This window comes from Actinomycetospora lutea, assembly GCF_028737205.1.
Lineage (GTDB): Bacteria > Actinomycetota > Actinomycetes > Mycobacteriales > Pseudonocardiaceae > Actinomycetospora > Actinomycetospora lutea.
The window spans coordinates 108,507-125,173 of sequence record NZ_JAQZAL010000007.1; the positions used below are offsets into that span (position 1 = coordinate 108,507).

Genomic DNA, 16,667 nt, shown 5'->3' on the forward strand with positions numbered 1-16,667 from the left:
GCTCAGCCGTGGACGCGGGTGAGCCAGGCGTCCGGGTCGGTGATCTCGGCGCGCTTGGGCAGGGTGTCCGGCGAGGTCCACACCGCGTTGAGCCCATCGATGCCCGCGCGGGCGACGACGTGGTCGACGAACACGCGGCCCTGCTCGTACTGCCGGATCTTGGCGTCGACGCCCAGCAGCGTGCGCAGGAGCCGGTCGACGAGGCTGCCGCCGCGGCGGCGGTGGGTGAACCGCGCGCGGATCGTGGACACCGACGGCACGACGCCCGGGCCGACCTCGTCCATGACGTGCTCGGCGTGGCCCTCGAGCAGGGTGGTCAGCGCGAGCAGGCGGTCGAGGACGGCGCGCTGCTCGGGGCCCTGGAACATCTCGACCAGTGCCATCCCGTCGCGCGGGGGCTCGCGGCGGATCGACTTGACGATCTCGGGCAGGCGGTCGACGGCGCCGGAGGCGGTGCGGTCGAAGCCGCCGGCGAACGTGGCGACCTCACCCTGGAAGTACCCGCGCAGCCAGTCGACGGCGGTGAACTGCAGCCGGTGGGTGGCCTCGTGCAGGCACACCCACAGCGCGAAGTCGTCGCCGTCGACGTCGAGCGCCTGGCGGGCGGCGACGACGTTCGGCGCCACGAGCAGCAGGCGCCCGGCCCGCTCCTCCGTCTGGTCGGCTCCCCCTCTCGGCGTGCTCCCCTGATCGCCCCGCGACGGGGGCCTGCCGAACGGGTCGTACTGCCCGAGCACGCGGCTGCCGAGGAACGCCAGGAGCGTGCCCATCTGCAGCCCGGCCGCCGAGCGCGTGACGCGCCCGACCGTGCTGCCGACGATCCCGCCGGGCGGTCCGGGCAGCGGCGCGTCCGCGAGCAGCGCGGCGATCCCGTCGACCGCGGAGTGGATCCAGCCGGGGCGGTCGACGACGTCGGCCTCGGGCACCGGCAGGTCGGCGCCCATGCCGGTGAGCGCGCGCACGTGGTGCTCGGAGATCCGGGCGCCGTCGCGCAGGCGCGCCACCTCGGCGGCGGCCTCCTCGGGCGAGACCGCGGGCCCCGCGGGCACCAGGCGCGTGCCGGTGGCGATCGCGAGGCCCCAGTCGACGGGCAGCCCCGTGCCGCGGGGCGCGGAGGTCAGGTCGACGGACACGGCTCCACCGTACGTCGCGGGTCCCGGGGGTCCGCGTGAGCAGGCTTCAGCGGCAGCCGCAGTCGTGCAGGGCGGCGGCCAGGGCGTCGAGGCGCGGCCGGGCGGTGCCGGGGTCGACGCCGTTGCTCATGAACGAGAAGACCAGCGTGCGCCCGTCGGCGGTGTCGACGACGCCGGCCAGCGCGTTCGCCGCGGTCAGGGTCCCGGTCTTGGCCCGCACCCAGCCGCGGCCGTCGGCGCTGGGCGTGCCGGCGACGTAGCGGTCGGCGAGGGTGCCGCCCCCGCCGGCGACGGGCAGCCCGTCGAGCAGGGGGCGCAGCGCGGGGGTGCGCGGGTCGGTGCCGGTCGGGGCGGCGGCGGGCGCGAGAACCCCGGACAGCGCGGTGGCGGGCACGCGGTCGTTCACCGAGAGCCCGCTGGTGTCGGCGAGCACGACCCCCGTGGTGTCGATGCCCGCCTCGGCCAGCACGCGGGTGACGGCCCGCGCCGCGCCGTCGAACGTCGTCGGCTCCCCCACGGCGCGCGCGACCTCGCGGCCGAGGGCTTCGGCGAGCACGTTGTCGGAGTTCTGCAGTGCGGTCCGGACCAGCTCGGTGACCGGCGGCGACGCCACCCGGCCCAGTACCGGGGCGTTCGGCGGGGCGGCGCCGACGGCGACGGTGGGCGCCGTGCCGCCCCGCGTGAGGCGGGCGCCGAGCTCGCGGGCGGCGTCGGAGGCCGGGGTGGCGGTGCGGGGCACGTCGAGCACCGTCGGGTCGCTGCGCCCGCCGTCGAGCATCACCGGCACGATCGGCGCGACGAACCCGCTGGCGACGTCGGTGGGATCCCAGCCCGGGGCGACGCCGTTGCCGCCGCCGTTCTCGTAGTGCGAGACGTCCACGAGCACGCGCTTCACCGGCGGCTGGCCGGCCCGGGACGCGCTCACCGCGGCGACGAGGTCGTCGAGGCGGGCGGCGTCGGGGTAGACGGTCTGGCGCCCGGCGGGCAGCGAGGACAGGGTCGGGTCGCCGCCCGCGACGAGCACGATCGTGTCCGGGGTCGGTCCGGCGACCACCGACGTCGTCAGCCGCATCGTCGGGTCGAGGCGCAGCAGGGCCGCCGAGCCGGTCAGCAGCTTGGTCACCGACGCCGGTACCTGGGGATCGTTCGGCCGGCGGCTCCACAGCGCGGTGCCGGTGGCGGGGTCCAGGACGGCGCCGGTGAGGTCGCCGAGCGCCGCGGCGCGCGCGTCGAGCACCGCCGCGAGGCCCGCCTGCGTCGGCACCGGCGCGTCGGCGCCCACGGCGGCCAGCCGGATCGGCGGCGTCGAGGGGTCGGGCGGGTCGGCGGCCTCGCCGCCGAGCAGCGTCACGGGCAGCCCGGCCGCCCGGGCGAACGACGGCGCCGTGAGCGTGAGGCCGACGACGACACCGGCCAGCAGCGCGAGGACGACCGCGACCGCCAGCAGGCGCAGCCCCCATCGGCGAACGGTGGACGGCGCGTCGGGGACCGCGCGGTGTCCTTCGCCGCTCACGACCCCGCACCCCTCCTCACCTGCTGTTCACCTCGCCCGGACGAGGTCCGGGTCACCCCACGGTGTGCCGGGTCACCCGGGCCGGTGCCCCACACTAGAGAAGGGCGAGGACGCCCGGCCGACCCCTGGGTCCTCCCGGGCATGCGGGCCGACGGACACGACGACCGAGCACAGAGAGCGGTGAACGACGCCGTGGAGTTCGACGTACTGATCGAGATCCCCAAGGGGGTCCGCAACAAGTACGAGATGGACAAGACGACCGGCCGGCTGCGGCTGGACCGCACGCTGTTCACGGCCACGCAGTACCCGGCCGACTACGGCTACATCGAGGAGACGCTCGGCCAGGACGGCGACCCGCTCGACGCGCTGGTCCTCATCCAGGAGCCGACGTTCCCGGGGTGCGTCGTGTCCGCCCGCGCGATCGGCATGTTCCGCATGACCGATGAGGCCGGCGGCGACGACAAGGTGCTCTGCGTGCCCGCGGGCGACCCGCGCCAGGAGCACCTGCGCGACATCCACCACCTCTCCGAGTACGACCGCCTGGAGATCCAGCACTTCTTCGAGGTCTACAAGGACCTCGAGCCCGGCAAGAGCGTCGAGGGCGCCTCGTGGGTCGGCCGGGCCGAGGCCGAGGCCGAGATCAAGGCGTCCCTGGAGCGCGCGCCCGGGAAGTAGGACCCCGCGCCGGCGCCGGGACCGCGGTCCCGGCGCCCGGCGACGGCGTCAGCGCGCGGTGGGGGTGAGGTCGGGCTCCTCGTGGCGTCCCGCCGTGGCGGGCCGCGGGGGCGTCACCGTCAGCGTCACGTCGCTGCGCACGGGGCCGCCGTCCACCACGATCTGCTCGCTGACCGGCGCGAACCCGCTCGCGGTGAGCATGTGTCTGCCCGGCGCGAGGTCGTCGAAGCGGAACCGGCCGTCGGCTCCCGTGACCGCCGAGGCCACCACGCCGCCGTCCCGGCCGACGAGCACCACCAGCGACTCGGGCACCGGCGCCCCGCCCGCGGCGCGCACCGCCCCGGCCAGCGGGTACCGCGCCGCGGGCACGGTGACGTCGCGGCGGGCACCGTCGTCGCCGACCTCGACCCGCTCGGCCTGCGGGGCACGGCCGGGCGCGAGGACGGTCAGCGTGTAGCCGCCGGGCGCGATCTTCCCGGCGTCCCAGAGGCCGTCGGCGTCGCTGCGGCGCACGCCGACCACGCCGCCGGAGCCGTCGGTGACGGTCACCGTGGCCACGGCGACCGGCGTCCCGTCCGCCTCGGTGACGCGCCCGCCGAGCGTGGTGACCCGGGCCAGGGCGACGTCGCGGCGCACGGGCGTGCCGTCGACCGTGACGAGCTCGGCGAACGGGCGACGCCGCGGTGACGCGGCGATCAGCACGTAGGTGCCCGACGCCGGGGCGACGAGGGTGTAGCCGCCGTGGTCGTCGAGCCCCGTGCGCTCCATCGGGGCGCCGTCGAGCCCGTGCAGGGAGACGCTGACCTCGTCCTGTGCGGTGACCGGGCTGCCGCCCGTGCCGGTGATCCGCCCGTGCACGGTCGGCCCGGCGGTGCGGGTGTGCCGCCCGGCGTCGGCGGTGCCCGGCGGGCCCCACCCGTTGCCGCCCGGCGCCGCGACCGGCGGCGCCGAGGCCGGGGCGTTCACCGCGGTCGCGGTGGCGGCCTCGGTCGCCGCGGGCTCCGCGGCGCTCTCGGCGTCGCGGGCCTGGATGCCGGACTGGGTGCGCAGCGGGACCTCGCGCAGGAACAGCACGAGCACGAAGCCGACGGCGATCACGCAGGCGGCGATGAGGAAGACCAGGTCCATCGCGTTCGAGAACCCGACGAGGTACGGCTCGGCCAGGCGCGGGTCCATCCGCTGCAGGACCGACGAGTCCTGCGCGACCTGCGCCGCGCCCGCCACCGGGTCGAAGGCGACCTGGTTGGCCGGGTTCGCGAGCGCCGCGGGGTCGGTGAGGGCGGTCTGGAACCCCGGTGTCGGCGCGATCGTGGTGAAGGCGTCGCGGATCCGGTCGCCGACGGTCGAGAAGAGCACCGAGAGGAAGACCGCGACGCCCAGCGTGCCGCCCATCTGCCGGAAGAAGGTGGCCGACGCCGTCGCGACGCCCATGTCCCGGGCCGGGACGGCGTTCTGCACGGCGAGCACGAGGGTCTGCATGCAGTTGCCGAGCCCGAGGCCGAACACGACCATCAGCAGCGCGATCTCCCAGTACGGGGTGTCCGCGTGCAGCCGGAACCCGAACAGCAGCATGCCGGTGGTCATCAGCGCGAGGCCGATCACCGGGAAGATCTTGTAGCGCCCGGTCCGGCTGGTCAGCTGACCGGAGACGATCGAGGCGACCATGATGCCGCCGACCAGCGGGATCATCTGCAGGCCCGCCTGCGTCGGGTCGGAGCCGGTGACGATCTGCAGGTACTGCGGCACGATCGCGATGCCGCCGAACATCCCGATGCCGGTGATGATCGCGATGATCGAGGTCAGGCTGAACACGCCGTTGCGGAACAGGCGCAGCGGCAGCAGCGCGTCGTCACCGTAGGCCCGCTCGGCGAGGTAGAAGGAGATCAGGCCGACGCCGCCGATGGCGTAGCAGATGATCGCCGATGTCGAGCCCCAGCCCCACTCGCGGCCCTGCTCGGCGACGATCAGCAGCGGCACCAGACCGACGGCCAGCGCGGCCGCGCCGGGGAAGTCGAGCCGGTGCTCGCGGCGGGTGTGCGGCAGGCGCAGCACGTTCCACACGACGAGGAACGCGATCGCGCCGATCGGGACGTTGACCAGGAACACCCAGCGCCAGCCCGTGATGCCGAGGATCTCCTGCTGGCCGGCGAGGAAGCCGCCGACGACCGGGCCGATGACGCTGGACGTGCCGAACACCGCTAGGAAGAAGCCCTGGTACCGGGCGCGCTCCCGCGGCGGGACGATGTCGCCGATGATCGTCAGGGCCAGCGACATGAGGCCGCCGGCGCCGAGCCCCTGCACGGCGCGGAAGGCCGCCAGCTCGTACATCGAGGTCGAGATCGTGCACAGCACCGAGCCGAGCACGAAGAGCCCGATGGCGAGCAGGAAGAACGGGCGGCGCCCGTAGAGGTCGGAGAGCTTGCCGTACAGCGGCGTCGTGATCGTCGCGGTGATCAGGTACGCGGTGGTGGCCCACGCCTGGAGGTTCAGGCCCTGCAGGTCGTCGGCGATGGTGCGGATCGACGTCGAGACGATGTTCTGGTCCAGCGCGGCCAGGAACATCCCCAGCATGAGCCCCGAGAGGGTCACGAGTATCTGGCGGTGGGTGAAGCCGCCGCTGGCCGTGGAGGGTGGGGCCGCGGCGACGGCGGGCGTGCTCATGAGGCCTCCTGGCCGCGCAGGGCGGCCGACGGCGGGGTGAGGGCGTGGTGGTGCTCGAGGTCGCCGGCCAGCTGCTCGAGCAGGTCGGCGAGGCGGACCCGGTCGGCCTCGTCCCAGTGCTCGGTCATGGTGCCGATCTCGCGGTTGCGGCGGTCGCGGTTGGCCTGGAACACGCGCAGGCCCTCGTCGGTGGGCGCCAGCAGGGTGGCGCGGCCGTCCTCCGGGTCCGGGCGACGCTCGACCAGCCCGGCGCGGACCAGCCCGGCGACCTGCCGGCTGACCGTCGACGGGTCCGAGTGCACGGACTCGGCGAGCGCGTTCGACCGGCGGGGACCCTCGAGCACGAGCCGGGCGAGCAGCACGTAGGCGGCGCGCTCGACCCCGTCGGGCCCGACGGACTTCCCGGCCTTCGCCCGCTCCACCGCGCGCATGACGCGGATGAGCTGGTGTCCGAGGCGGTCGGAGACGAACCAGCGGTCGTCCACCCCCGGCGGCGCCGGGAGCCGGGAAGATTCCATTGCATGCTCCGTACAATCGGTTGCTGCGTACAAGCATGCGCCTGCCCCTGCGCCGCGCGCCAGCCGGGTCCCCCCGACGAGCGCGTCACACTCGCCGCGTCGCCGGCGGTGTCGTCGAGCGAAGGGAACCGTCGCTCGCAGGGACGGTGGGCGGGCGCGCACCGCCGGGACGTCGGGGAGCCGCGATGCCGACGTCGCGCGCAGGCACGGAGATCACGGGCGTCGTCACGTACCTCGACACGTCCGCGAGGGCGTCCCCGTCGCCCCTGATCTCCGGGAGCCGGGCGCTCGCGCCCTTCGCGCGAGGACCGTTCCGGGCGAAGGGCCCCTTCGCTCCCGACGAGGCGCCGGGCGCGCCCTACGGTATCGCTCCGTGGAGAGCGAGCGCGTCACCTACGAGCGCGACGGGCACGTCGCGACGATCACCTACTCCCGCCCGGAGAAGCTGAACGCGATCGACGGGGCGATGCGCGAGGGCCTCAACGAGGCGTTCGACCGCTTCCGCGCCGACGACGAGGCGTGGGTCGGCATCGTGACCGGCGAGGGGCGCGCCTTCTGCGTCGGCGCGGACCCGCGAGGCGAGGGCAACCCGGCCGGCGACTTCCCCGGCTCGTTCTGGGAGCGCCCGACCGTCAACTCGTTCGAGAGCGGCTGGGAGATCTTCAAGCCCGTGATCGCGGCCGTGAACGGGCACTGCCTGGGCTACGGGCTGACGCTCGTGACCTGGTGCGATCTCGTCGTCGCCAGCGAGAACGCGACGTTCGGCTTCCCCGAGGTGCGCCTGGGCATCCCCACGATCGTCGGCGCGATCCGGCTGCCCCAGCGCATCGGCTGGCAGCCGGCGATGGAGCTGCTGCTCACCGGCGAGCGGGTGGATGCCGAGCGGGCGCGCGAGATGGGGCTGGTGTCGCGGGTCGTACCGCATGACGACCTGATGAGCGAGGCCCGCGCGCTCGCCGACCGCCTGCTCGCCGGCGCGCCCCTGGCCCAGCGCGCCATCAAGGAGATGGCGCGCCGGGCCCCGGACCTGCCGGCGACCGAGGCGATCCGCTTCGGCGAGACGATGCGCCGCGTGGCCGGTGCCACCGAGGATGCCGCCGAGGGCGCGGCGGCCGCCCGCGAGCGCCGGGCGCCGGAGTGGAAGGGGCGCTGACGGTCGGGGGAGCGCGTCCGGGTCCCGTGTGCTCCGCCGGGCGCCCGGCGGCTTTCCTGACGTTCGACGCCAGCGTGGTCCCTCTCGGCGTGCTCCCCTGATCGCTGACAGCCCCGTGCGATCGGACGGCCCTCGGCGTGTCGCGTCGGCGAGGATGTGGCGATCCTGGCGTCACACGCCAGCGATGCCGCATCGCTCGAACCTCAGGCGACCCGTTCGAAGACGGCGGCGAGGCCTTGGCCGCCGCCGATGCACATCGTCTCCAGCCCGTAGCGCGCCTCGCGGCGGTCCATCTCGCGCACCATCGTCGTCAGGATCCGCACCCCGGTGGCGCCGACCGGGTGGCCCAGCGAGATGCCCGAGCCGTTGGGGTTCACGCGGTCGTCGGTGACCAGGTCGATCCCCCACTCCCGCCCGACCCCGAGCGCCTGGGCGGCGAACGCCTCGTTCAGCTCGATCACGTCGAGGTCGGCCAGCGACAGCCCCGCCCGGTCCAGAGCAGCGGCGGTGGCCGGCACCGGCCCGATCCCCATCACCTCGGGACCGACACCGGCCAGCCCCCACGACACCAGCCGGGCCAGCGGCCGCAGCCCCAGCTGCTCGGCCTTCGCCGGCGTCGTCACGATGCACACCGCGGCGCCGTCGTTCTGCCCCGACGCGTTCCCCGCGGTCACGGTGGCGTCCGGGTCCTGCTTGCCCATGATCGGACGCAGCTTCGCCAGCGACTCCAGCGACGCGTCCGGACGGATGTGCTCGTCGGCGTCGACGATCGTGTCCGACTGGCGCCCGGGCACCGTCACCGCCACCAGCTCGTCGGCGAAGCGCCCGTCCTTGACCGCCGCGGTCGCCTTCTCGTGCGAGCGCACCGCCAGCCGGTCCTGCTCCTCGCGACCGATCGCGTACCGCTGCCGCACGTTCTCCGCGGTCTCGATCATCCCGCCCCACACCGGGTGGTCCTTCCCGCCCGCGTGCACCCGGCCCTGGGCCAGCGCGTCCTTCATCTCGAAGCCGCCGGCCTTGGTGCCCCAGCGCGGCGCCGCGGTGTAGTACGACGCGCCCGACATCGACTCCGCGCCGCCGGCGAGCACCAGCGACGCCCCGCCGGTCTGCACCGCCATCGCCGCGTAGAGCACCGCCTGCAGCCCCGACCCGCAGCGCCGGTCGACCTGGATGCCCGGCACCGTCACCTCGAGGCCCGCGTCCAGCGCCGCGACGCGGCCGATCGCCGGCGCGTCCATCGTCGGGTAGCAGTGCCCGAACGCGACGTCGTCGATCTGATCGGCGGTGATCCCCGTCCGCGACACCAGCTCCCGGATCACCGTCGCCGCCAGCGTCTGGGGCGCCACGTCGCGCAGCGCACCCCCGAACCCGCCCACCGGCGTCCGCAGGGGCTCACAGATCACCGCATCGGCCACGGCCGACCTCCTCCTAGTACGCGTACCGCAGGATGACCTCGGCGACGCACGCCGGCTTGGGCCATCCCTCGATCTCCACCGTCCCCCCGATCGTCGCCTGCACGCCGTTCGGGACGTCGGAGACGTCCACCAGACGGCAGTGACCTCGCACACGGCTGGGCACGGGCACGGGCGCCGGGAACCGCACCTTGTTCAGGCCGTAGTTCACGGTCATCGACACCCCCTTCACCTCGAAGGTGTCCCAGCCGAACTTGGGCATGAGGGCGACGGTGAGGAAGCCGTGGGCGACGGTCTTCCCGAACGGGCCCTTCGCGGCGGCGTCCGGGTCGACGTGGATCCACTGATGGTCGTCGGTGGCGTCGGCGAAGATGTCGACGCGGTGCTGGTCGACCGTGACCCACTCGCTCGTGCCGAGGTCCTCCCCCACGGCAGCACGCAGCTCTTCGACGTCGGCGAACACACGCATGGGAGGCGCTCCTAGAGATCGGCGGCGAGTTCCTTGACCTGCCCGACCAACGACACCCGCTCGGCCGGTGTCCCCGCGAGGGGCGTGACGTTGATCGTCGTGACGCCGGCGCCGGCGAACGCCTGCAGCCGCTCGGCGACGTAGGAGCGCGGCCCGATCAGCGACATCGCCCTGACCAGGTCCTCGGGCACCGCCGCCGCGGCCTCGTCCTTCTTGCCGTCGAGATAGAGGTCCTGGACCTTCGCGGCCTCCTCCTCGTAGCCGTAGCGCTGGGCGAGCTCGTTGTAGAAGTTCTTGCCCTTGGCGCCCATGCCCCCGACGTAGAGCGCGACGAACGGGCGCATGCCGTCGAGCATCTGCTGCGCGGTGTCGGCGTCCTCGGTGATGCACAGCGACGCCTGGAGGTAGGTCTGCAGCGCGCCGAGCGACGGGTCCCGCTTGGCCTTGCCGGCCTCCAGCGACTCGCCCCACACCTCGTGCGCGCGCTCGGGCACGAAGAGGATCGGCAGCCAGCCCTCGGCGATCTCGGCGGTCAGCGCCACGTTCTTCGGGCCGATCGCGGCGAGGACGATCGGGATCCGGTCGCGCACCGGGTGATTGATGATCTTCAGCGGCTTGCCGAGCCCGGTGCCCTGGTCGGCGGGCAGGGGGATGTCGTAGTAGCGCCCGGAGTGCTGCACCTTCTCGCGGCGCCACACCTGCCGGCAGATGTCGACGATCTCGCGGGTGCGGCCCAGCGGGGCGTCGTAGCGCACGCCGTGGAAGCCCTCGATGACCTGCGGGCCCGACGCCCCGATCCCGAGCGTGAAGCGCCCGCCGGAGACGTAGTCGAGGCCCGCCGCGGTCATGGCCGTCAGCGACGGGGTGCGGGTGTAGATCTGCAGGATGCCCGAGGCGATCTCGAGCCGGCTCGTCCGCGCGGCGATGAAGCCGAGCTGGCTCACCGCGTCGAAGCTGTAGGCCTCGGGCACGAACGCGATGTCGAGTCCCGCCGCCTCGTGCTCGGCCAGCTCGGCCACCGTCTCCTCGAAGCCGCCGCTGTAGTTCAGCCCCATCCCGATGCGCACGCGCGCAGCCTGCCACGATCGCGACGATCACGGGCGGCAGGAGGAGACCGGGTGTTCACGACGACGGTGACGGTGCGCGGCTACGAGTGCGACGCCAACGGGCACGTCAACCACGCGGTGTACCACCAGTACGGCGAGCACGGCCGGACCGAGACGATCCGGTCGCTCGGCATCGAGATCACCGACCTCGCCGACGCCGGGATCGGCCCCGTGATCCTCGAGACGACCGTGCGGTTCCTCGCCGAGCTGCGCGCCGGGGACGAGGTCGACATCGTGCTCGACCTGCGCTTCGGGCAGGGCAAGACCTTCCGGATGGACATCGAGCTGCGGCGCCGGGACGTCGTCGCCGCGACGATCACCGGCACGATGGGGCTGCTCGACCACACCACCCGACGCCTCGTCGCCGACCCGCGGGGACGCCTCCGGGCCCTGGCCGACCCGGAGGGCGCTCAGCTGCTCGACGACTCCCCGGAGAAGTGACCGGGCCAGTCGCGGTAGCGGATGCGGGGGGTCGCGACGACCTCGCCGAGCGTCGACCACTCGTCGCCCCCGAGGCGCGCGAGCGGCGCGAGCCGCCGGGCGTCGGGCCGGCCGTCGACCAGCACGTCGTCGGACACCGCGATGTGCACGACCCGGCCGAGCACCAGCGTGCAGTTGCCGACCTCGACGGTGCGCTCGAGACGGCACTCCAGCGCCACCGGCGACTCGGCGATCCGCGGCGTCGTCACGTGCAGCGACGGCTCGCGGGTCAGGCCGGTCGCGTCGATCTCGCTCTCGTGCGCCGGGAAGTCGGTGGCGGTGGCGTTGATGTGCTCGAGCATCGGCTCGGACGTCAGGCACACCGTGAACTCCCCGGTGTCCGCGGCGTTGCGCAGCGAGTCCTTCTCCCCCACCGACGTGAACTGCACGACCGGCGGGTCGGTGCTCGCCACGGTGAAGAACGAGTGCGGCGCGAGGTTGTCGACGCCGTCGGCCGAGCGCGTCACCACCCAGGCGATCGCGCGCGGCACGATCACCGCGGTCAGCAGCTTGTAGACGCCGCGGGCCCCCACGGCCTCCGGGTCGAAGTCGGTGCGCACGGCTAGTTGTCACCCGGCAGGACGCCGCTGGGGACCAGCTGCGGGGCGCGCGACGTGGTGGTCGTCGACTCCGGCTCGCTGGTCTCCTCGCTGCCGCTCGCCGGCGCCTCCGACGTCGTGGTGCGCCCGCCGTCCGGGGAGCTCGTCGTGGTCTCGGGGGACGACGGCTCCGTGGAGGTGGTCGGGGCCGTGCCGATCACCGACCCGACGCTCGTGCCCGACTCCCCGCCCGACAGCGGCGAGCCCTTGATCCGCTCGATGCCCGTGATGGCGAGCATGGCGATCAGGAAGATCAGCAACGCGGTGGCCGCGAGCAGGGCGTAGCGCTTCCACGGGGCGCGGCGCGGCGGCTCGTCGCCGTCACCGTCGTCGCCGCCTCCACCGCCGCCGCCCGGGTCGTCCGGGCCGCCGGGGCTGCCGACGAACGCGGTCGCCTCGTCGTCGCCGGGCGACAGGACGCGCGTGCCGGGGCCGACGACCTGCGTGGCGTCCTCCGATCCCGCACCCGACCCGATGATCATCGTCGGGGTGTCGTCCGGGGCGGCGCCTGTGATCCGGGTGCGGTCGTCGGCGCCGTTCCCGGAGGACATCGCGCTCGCCACCACGGTGCGGTCGCCCGCCGGCGTGCTCGCGCCCGGGATGTCCCCGGGCCGGCGGACGCGCAGGCGGGTGCGGACGTGGTCGCGGGTCCGCTCGATCGAGCGCTGGTAGACGGCGTCGCCGACCGTGGTGATCACGGCGGCGATCCCCGCTCCGGCGACCGTGCCCATCGCGCCGCCGACGAACGAACCCACCCCCGCCGTCGTCACGGCCGCGGCGGCGCCGCCGCTGAGCTTCACGACCGACAGCTTCGACGTGACCGTCGCGGCGGCGTGGGGGGTCGCGGCGTGGGGGGTCGCGGCGTGCGTGGTCGGCGCCTCGGACGGCGCGGCCGCCCGTGTCGGGGCGTCGGCGGGCGGGCGCCCGGGCCCGGACCGGCCGTTCGGGGCGTCGCCGGGGCCGGGCGCGCCGTAGGAGCCGGGCGGAGCGGGCGAGGGGCGGCCGTACGCGCCGGGCGGCGGGCCCGGCGGACCGGCTCCCGGCGGCGGACCCTGCGGGGCGCCGGCCGGGCCCCCGGGCCGCGACGGCATCGGCGAGCCGGGCGGCGCGGCGCCGGGCGGCGCCCCGTACGGGGGAGACCCGTGCTGGGGCGCTCCGTGCCGGGGCGGACCCGCGGGAGGGGACTGGGCGGGAGCGGACTGGGCAGGAGCGGACTGGGCGGGAGCGGACTGGGCGGGACCGGACCACCCGGGTGCGCCGCCCGCGGGCGGTCGGGCCTGGCCGTCCTGGTCCGCGCCGTGACGTCCGGAGGCCGGCGGGGCGGCGTCGTCGGCGGGATCCGGCCCGGGCGCGGCGTGTCGGCCGCGGGACCCGGGGGGTCCGGACTGCTCGCTCATCGTGCCCTCGCTGACCTCGACGATGCGCCCGCCGGCACCGGCCGGGCCGCCCCCAACCCTGCCCCACGGCCTCGACGGCGCGCGGTCGGGGCCCCGGGAAGGCCACCGGCCGCGGTCGTGCGGCTACGGACGGGTCCCGGACGGCGCGGGTCCCGCGTCACCCGGCGAGATCGACCCGCGACGGCTGGTCAGTCGCCCGAGCGCCGGTGTCGGCCGCCGTTGCCCCGCAGCATGACGGGCCGCGAGGGGCGTTCCTCGCTCCCGCCCGCCCCGTCCTCGCGGAAGGCACGCCGTTCGAAGCCGCGGTCGATTCGACCGAACGCCCGGCGGACTTCCTCGTAGATCGGCGTCTGCGACATGTGCGGCACCCTACGACTCCGTCCGGGGGGGTGCCGACGGGCACACCGATTTCACTGCCACGCGTGTGATTCGGCCCCTGAGCTGGGAACATGGCACCGACCACGGTCGTGTGGAGATCAGCTCGCCCGGGTTCGGAAGGGTCGATCACGATCCCGGATCCGAGGTCCACCCGGTCGGATCAATCGGCCCGGCGCGGCCCTCACCCGGTGTCGTCGATCCCAGGAGGAGCATGGACACCCACCCGGCGGAGATGACCGTCCACTCGTCGCAGCCCCACAACGCCGAGCCGGTGCGGACCGCCCTCGCCGGCCGCGACCTGACCCCCGTCGAGGTCTTCTACCACCGCAACCACGCCGCCGACCTGCCGCGGATCGACCCCGCGTCGTGGGCGCTGCGCGTCGACGGGATGGTCGAGCGTCCGGCGACGTTCTCGCTCGGGGCGCTGCGCGAGCGCTTCGCCGAGCACGCCGAGGTCGTCACGCTGCAGTGCGCGGGCAACCGCCGGGCGGGGCTGATCGAGGTCGCCGACCTCCCGGGCGAGATCCCCTGGGGCCCGGGCGCCACGGGCACCGCCCGGTGGGCCGGCGCGCGCCTCGCCGACGTGCTCCGCGACGTGGGCGTCGACCCGGCCGCCACCGACGTCGTCCTCACCGGCGCCGACGTCGCCGACGAGCCCGGCGAGCCCTACACGGTGTCCGTCCCGCTCGAGAAGGCGCTGGCGTCGGAGGTGCTGCTGGCCTGGTCGATGAACGACGCGGCGCTGCCCGCCGCCCACGGCGCTCCGGTGCGCGTCGTCGTCCCCGGCTGGATCGGGGCCCGCAGCGTCAAGTGGCTCGAGCGCATCACCGTCGCGGACGCCCCGTCGTCGGGCTTCTACCAGGCGGTCGCCTACCGCCTCCTGCCCGCCGACGCCTCGCCCGCGCCGGGACGGGGCGTGGCGCTCGGCCCGATCGCGGTCAACGCCGACGTGCTGTCGCCCGCCGACGGCGCCGAGGTCCCGGCGGGGACCGTCCCGGTCACCGGGTACGCGCTGGCCGGCGGGGACCGGACCGTGGTGCGGGTCGACGTCTCCACCGACGACGGCGCGACGTGGACCGAGGCCGACCTCGACCCGCAGGCGAGCCGCTGGAGCTGGCGGCACTGGCACATCGACCTGGACCTGCCCGCCGGCACGACCCGCGTCGTCGCCCGCGCCTGGGACTCCGCGGGCGGGGTGCAGCCCGCCGACCCCGCCGAGCTGTGGAACCCCAAGGGCTACGTCAACAACTCCTGGGCCCGCGTGACGCTGCACGCGGTCGCGGCACGGGACGGGTGAGCCGACGCCCAGCGGGCACCCGCCCCGGTCGTGGACGTGGGCCGGAGGAGGACCTCATGAGCACGAACTCCCGGGGATCGACGGGTCGCGGCCCGTCGATCGGTGTGCTGATCGCGGTGCTGCTGGCCGTGCTGGTGGTGCTGGCCGTGGTCCTGTTCCTGGCCGCGCAGGGCACGGCACCACCGACGAGCCCGCAGACCAACGGCATGGTGGTGGTGCTGGCGCCCGGGCTCCTCTGAGCGGTCCGGTCCGAGCACGGGGGAGGGCGATCGGGCACGATGCCGGGGACAAATGTTCCTACATCCGGGGGTGGTGCGTGGACCAGGCGCCCGACGAGGAACCCGAGCACGAGCCGGACTACCGCTTCACCCTCGCGAACGAGCGGACGTTCCTCGCCTGGCTGCGGACCTCGTTGTCGCTGCTCGCCGCCGGCGTGGCCGTGGTGCAGCTGCTCCCCGAGTTCGCCGTGCCGGGCACCCGCGGGGTGGTGGGCGGGCTGCTCGCGGCGCTCGCGGTCGTGACGGCCGCCGGCGGTGTCCTGCGCTGGCGCGGGGTGGAGTTCGCCATCCGGCGCGGTCGGCCCCTGCCCCGCCAGCGCCTGCCCTGGGTGCTCGCCGGCGGGCTCGTGGTGCTCGCCCTGTTCGGGCTCGTGCTCGTCGGGCTGCGGGCGTTCGCGTGACCTCGCCCTCCGACGCGGGGCTGCAGGCCGAGCGGACGGGCCTCGCGTGGAGCCGCACGTCGCTGGGCGTCGGCGCGAACGCGGTGCTGCTCGCGGTCCGCGAGCTCACCCACGACGGCCCCGGCCCGTCGCTCGTCCTGGCCGCCGCGGCGGCGGTCCTCGCGGTGGTCGTCGCGCTCTACGGCCGGTGGCGCACCGCCCGGATCAGCCACGCCCCGCTGCCCTCTCCGCTGGCCGCCGACCGGGCGGTCCCGCTGCTCGGCGGCGCGGTGGCGCTCCTGGCGCTGGTCACGGGTGTGGTGCTGTCCCTGCCGTAGCCCGCACCCGCTGCTCCGGGGTAGGCCCGGAGCGGATGAGCGTGACGAGGCCGGTCACCGCGACGACCGCGCTGAGCGCGGCCAGGACCGAGCCCGAGACCCCCAGCGAGAACCGTTCCCCGAGCACGACGATCCCGATCGCCATCGCGGCGACCTGGTCGACGGTGATCTGGGTCGACAGGCCGGCGTCGAGCCCGCCGTCGCGGTAGGCGGTCTGGAGCAGCAGGATCGAGGCCACGGGCAGGATCGTCGCCGCGCCCAGCACGGCGGCGATCAGCCACGGCGAGCGCCCGTCCTGGACCAGCCGGAAGGTGACACGGACCAGTCCCGACGTCGCGCCCGCGCACAGGCCCGACACCGCGGCGCGGACCACGGCCCGGGGCACGGGCGGGGCACGGCCGCTGGCCACGGCGACCACCGCCGCCAGCACGAGGACGACCACGACCGTCCCGAGCACCAGGTCGGCGTCCGGGGGTGTCTCCGACGGCTGGTGCTCGGCCAGCCCGAACAGCCCGGCCAGCCCGATCACCAGCACCACGGCGCCGACCCACTCCGCCCGGTGGATCCGCCGCTTCTCCAGCCACGCGTCGAGGGGCAACGCGAGGATCAGCGCGGTCACCCCGATCGGCTGGACCAGCGTGATCGAGCCGAAGCCGAGCGCGACGACGTGGATCATCGCCCCGACGACCATCGCCGCGACGCCGCCCCACCACCAGGGCCGCCGCAGCAGGGCCCCGAAGAACGGCAGTCCGGCGCCGGCGTGCTCGCTGCTGTCGACGGTGCGGCCGGTCTCGCGCCGCTGCAGGGCCGCCGAGAGCGCGTAGGCGAGCGCGGAGCAGCAGGCGAGGGCGACCGCGATGGACGAGTCGGCGGTCACGCG

At 75.1% G+C, this 16,667-nt stretch carries 18 protein-coding genes; 7 read left to right on the forward strand and 11 right to left on the reverse strand.

Features of this window, described 5'->3' with window-relative positions; genetic code table 11:
- Window positions 1-2: 2 nt before the first annotated feature.
- Window positions 3-1,133 carry a zinc-dependent metalloprotease gene (locus PHK61_RS09975; RefSeq protein WP_274280809.1) on the reverse strand — a complete coding sequence of 377 codons (1,131 nt, stop codon included), beginning with the start codon at window positions 1,131-1,133 and terminating at the stop codon, window positions 3-5.
- A 46-nt stretch (window positions 1,134-1,179) separates the two neighbouring features.
- Window positions 1,180-2,646: a D-alanyl-D-alanine carboxypeptidase/D-alanyl-D-alanine endopeptidase gene (gene dacB / locus PHK61_RS09980; RefSeq protein WP_274280810.1), complete on the reverse strand. Its 1,467-nt coding sequence runs from the start codon at window positions 2,644-2,646 to the stop codon at window positions 1,180-1,182.
- A 192-nt stretch (window positions 2,647-2,838) separates the two neighbouring features.
- Here dacB and PHK61_RS09985 point away from each other — a divergent pair, with 192 nt between their 5' ends.
- A complete protein-coding gene (locus PHK61_RS09985; RefSeq protein WP_274280913.1) occupies window positions 2,839-3,321 on the forward strand; it encodes an inorganic diphosphatase in 483 nt (160 codons plus the stop codon).
- Window positions 3,322-3,369: 48 nt separating this feature from the next.
- Here PHK61_RS09985 and PHK61_RS09990 read toward each other — a convergent pair whose 3' ends face one another.
- Both PHK61_RS09990 and PHK61_RS09995 read right to left on the reverse strand, forming a co-directional pair.
- Window positions 3,370-5,982: an MFS transporter gene (locus tag PHK61_RS09990; protein WP_274280811.1), complete on the reverse strand. Its 2,613-nt coding sequence runs from the start codon at window positions 5,980-5,982 to the stop codon at window positions 3,370-3,372.
- Window positions 5,979-6,500, reverse strand: a complete 522-nt coding sequence (locus PHK61_RS09995; RefSeq protein ID WP_274280812.1) for a MarR family winged helix-turn-helix transcriptional regulator — start codon at window positions 6,498-6,500, stop codon at window positions 5,979-5,981. The genes PHK61_RS09990 and PHK61_RS09995 overlap by 4 nt, the downstream gene beginning before the upstream one ends.
- Window positions 6,501-6,873: 373 nt before the next feature.
- Between PHK61_RS09995 and PHK61_RS10000 the strand changes: the two genes are divergently transcribed.
- Window positions 6,874-7,653 carry an enoyl-CoA hydratase/isomerase family protein gene (locus PHK61_RS10000; protein WP_274280813.1) on the forward strand — a complete coding sequence of 260 codons (780 nt, stop codon included), beginning with the start codon at window positions 6,874-6,876 and terminating at the stop codon, window positions 7,651-7,653.
- Between the two features lie 203 nt (window positions 7,654-7,856).
- Here PHK61_RS10000 and PHK61_RS10005 read toward each other — a convergent pair whose 3' ends face one another.
- The 3 genes from PHK61_RS10005 to PHK61_RS10015 are packed head-to-tail and all read right to left on the reverse strand — an operon-like array spanning window position 7,857 to window position 10,601.
- Window positions 7,857-9,068 (reverse strand): acetyl-CoA C-acetyltransferase, encoded by a 1,212-nt coding sequence (locus tag PHK61_RS10005; RefSeq protein ID WP_274280814.1) that lies wholly within the window; start codon window positions 9,066-9,068, stop codon window positions 7,857-7,859.
- A 13-nt stretch (window positions 9,069-9,081) separates the two neighbouring features.
- Window positions 9,082-9,534: a MaoC family dehydratase gene (locus PHK61_RS10010; protein WP_274280815.1), complete on the reverse strand. Its 453-nt coding sequence runs from the start codon at window positions 9,532-9,534 to the stop codon at window positions 9,082-9,084.
- A gap of 11 nt (window positions 9,535-9,545) precedes the next feature.
- Complete coding sequence (locus PHK61_RS10015; protein WP_274280816.1) at window positions 9,546-10,601, reverse strand: LLM class F420-dependent oxidoreductase; 1,056 nt, start codon at window positions 10,599-10,601, stop codon at window positions 9,546-9,548.
- 51 nt (window positions 10,602-10,652) lie between these two features.
- Between PHK61_RS10015 and PHK61_RS10020 the strand changes: the two genes are divergently transcribed.
- Window positions 10,653-11,081, forward strand: coding sequence for an acyl-CoA thioesterase (locus PHK61_RS10020; RefSeq protein WP_274280817.1), 429 nt, complete (start codon window positions 10,653-10,655; stop codon window positions 11,079-11,081).
- Here PHK61_RS10020 and PHK61_RS10025 read toward each other — a convergent pair.
- The 3 genes from PHK61_RS10025 to PHK61_RS10035 all read right to left on the reverse strand — a co-directional run bounded on the left by PHK61_RS10025 (window position 11,051) and on the right by PHK61_RS10035 (window position 13,475).
- Window positions 11,051-11,680, reverse strand: coding sequence for a flavin reductase family protein (locus PHK61_RS10025; protein ID WP_274280818.1), 630 nt, complete (start codon window positions 11,678-11,680; stop codon window positions 11,051-11,053). The two genes, PHK61_RS10020 and PHK61_RS10025, sit on opposite strands and share 31 nt — an antisense overlap.
- A 2-nt stretch (window positions 11,681-11,682) precedes the next feature.
- Window positions 11,683-12,810 (reverse strand): hypothetical protein, encoded by a 1,128-nt coding sequence (locus PHK61_RS10030; RefSeq protein WP_274280819.1) that lies wholly within the window; start codon window positions 12,808-12,810, stop codon window positions 11,683-11,685.
- A gap of 494 nt (window positions 12,811-13,304) precedes the next feature.
- Window positions 13,305-13,475, reverse strand: coding sequence for a hypothetical protein (locus PHK61_RS10035; RefSeq protein WP_274280820.1), 171 nt, complete (start codon window positions 13,473-13,475; stop codon window positions 13,305-13,307).
- 230 nt (window positions 13,476-13,705) lie between these two features.
- Between PHK61_RS10035 and PHK61_RS10040 the strand changes: the two genes are divergently transcribed.
- The 4 genes from PHK61_RS10040 (at window position 13,706) to PHK61_RS10055 (ending at window position 15,787) form a co-directional block, all read left to right on the forward strand.
- A complete protein-coding gene (locus PHK61_RS10040) occupies window positions 13,706-14,791 on the forward strand; it encodes a sulfite oxidase (RefSeq protein ID WP_274280821.1) in 1,086 nt (361 codons plus the stop codon).
- 56 nt (window positions 14,792-14,847) lie between these two features.
- Window positions 14,848-15,030, forward strand: coding sequence for a hypothetical protein (locus tag PHK61_RS10045; protein ID WP_274280822.1), 183 nt, complete (start codon window positions 14,848-14,850; stop codon window positions 15,028-15,030).
- Window positions 15,031-15,107: 77 nt separating this feature from the next.
- Window positions 15,108-15,470, forward strand: coding sequence for a YidH family protein (locus PHK61_RS10050; RefSeq protein ID WP_274280823.1), 363 nt, complete (start codon window positions 15,108-15,110; stop codon window positions 15,468-15,470).
- A complete protein-coding gene (locus PHK61_RS10055; RefSeq protein ID WP_274280824.1) occupies window positions 15,467-15,787 on the forward strand; it encodes a DUF202 domain-containing protein in 321 nt (106 codons plus the stop codon). The genes PHK61_RS10050 and PHK61_RS10055 overlap by 4 nt, the downstream gene beginning before the upstream one ends.
- On the opposite strand, the gene PHK61_RS10060 is transcribed toward PHK61_RS10055, so the two are convergent.
- Window positions 15,759-16,664 carry a DMT family transporter gene (locus PHK61_RS10060; protein WP_274280825.1) on the reverse strand — a complete coding sequence of 302 codons (906 nt, stop codon included), beginning with the start codon at window positions 16,662-16,664 and terminating at the stop codon, window positions 15,759-15,761. The two genes, PHK61_RS10055 and PHK61_RS10060, sit on opposite strands and share 29 nt — an antisense overlap.
- Window positions 16,665-16,667 lie beyond the last annotated feature (3 nt).

What these genes read in the sequence shown, in the direction of transcription:
- PHK61_RS09990 (WP_274280811.1), bottom strand. Translation starts at nt 5,982, where the DNA reads ATGAGCACGCCCGCCGTCGCCGCGGCCCCACCCTCCACGGCCAGCGGC.
- PHK61_RS09995 (WP_274280812.1), bottom strand. Translation starts at nt 6,500, where the DNA reads ATGGAATCTTCCCGGCTCCCGGCGCCGCCGGGGGTGGACGACCGCTGG.
- PHK61_RS10010 (WP_274280815.1), bottom strand. Translation starts at nt 9,534, where the DNA reads ATGCGTGTGTTCGCCGACGTCGAAGAGCTGCGTGCTGCCGTGGGGGAG.
- PHK61_RS10030 (WP_274280819.1), bottom strand. Translation starts at nt 12,810, where the DNA reads ATGCCGTCGCGGCCCGGGGGCCCGGCCGGCGCCCCGCAGGGTCCGCCG.
- PHK61_RS10035 (WP_274280820.1), bottom strand. Translation starts at nt 13,475, where the DNA reads ATGTCGCAGACGCCGATCTACGAGGAAGTCCGCCGGGCGTTCGGTCGA.
- PHK61_RS10040 (WP_274280821.1), top strand. Translation starts at nt 13,706, where the DNA reads ATGGACACCCACCCGGCGGAGATGACCGTCCACTCGTCGCAGCCCCAC.
- PHK61_RS10045 (WP_274280822.1), top strand. Translation starts at nt 14,848, where the DNA reads ATGAGCACGAACTCCCGGGGATCGACGGGTCGCGGCCCGTCGATCGGT.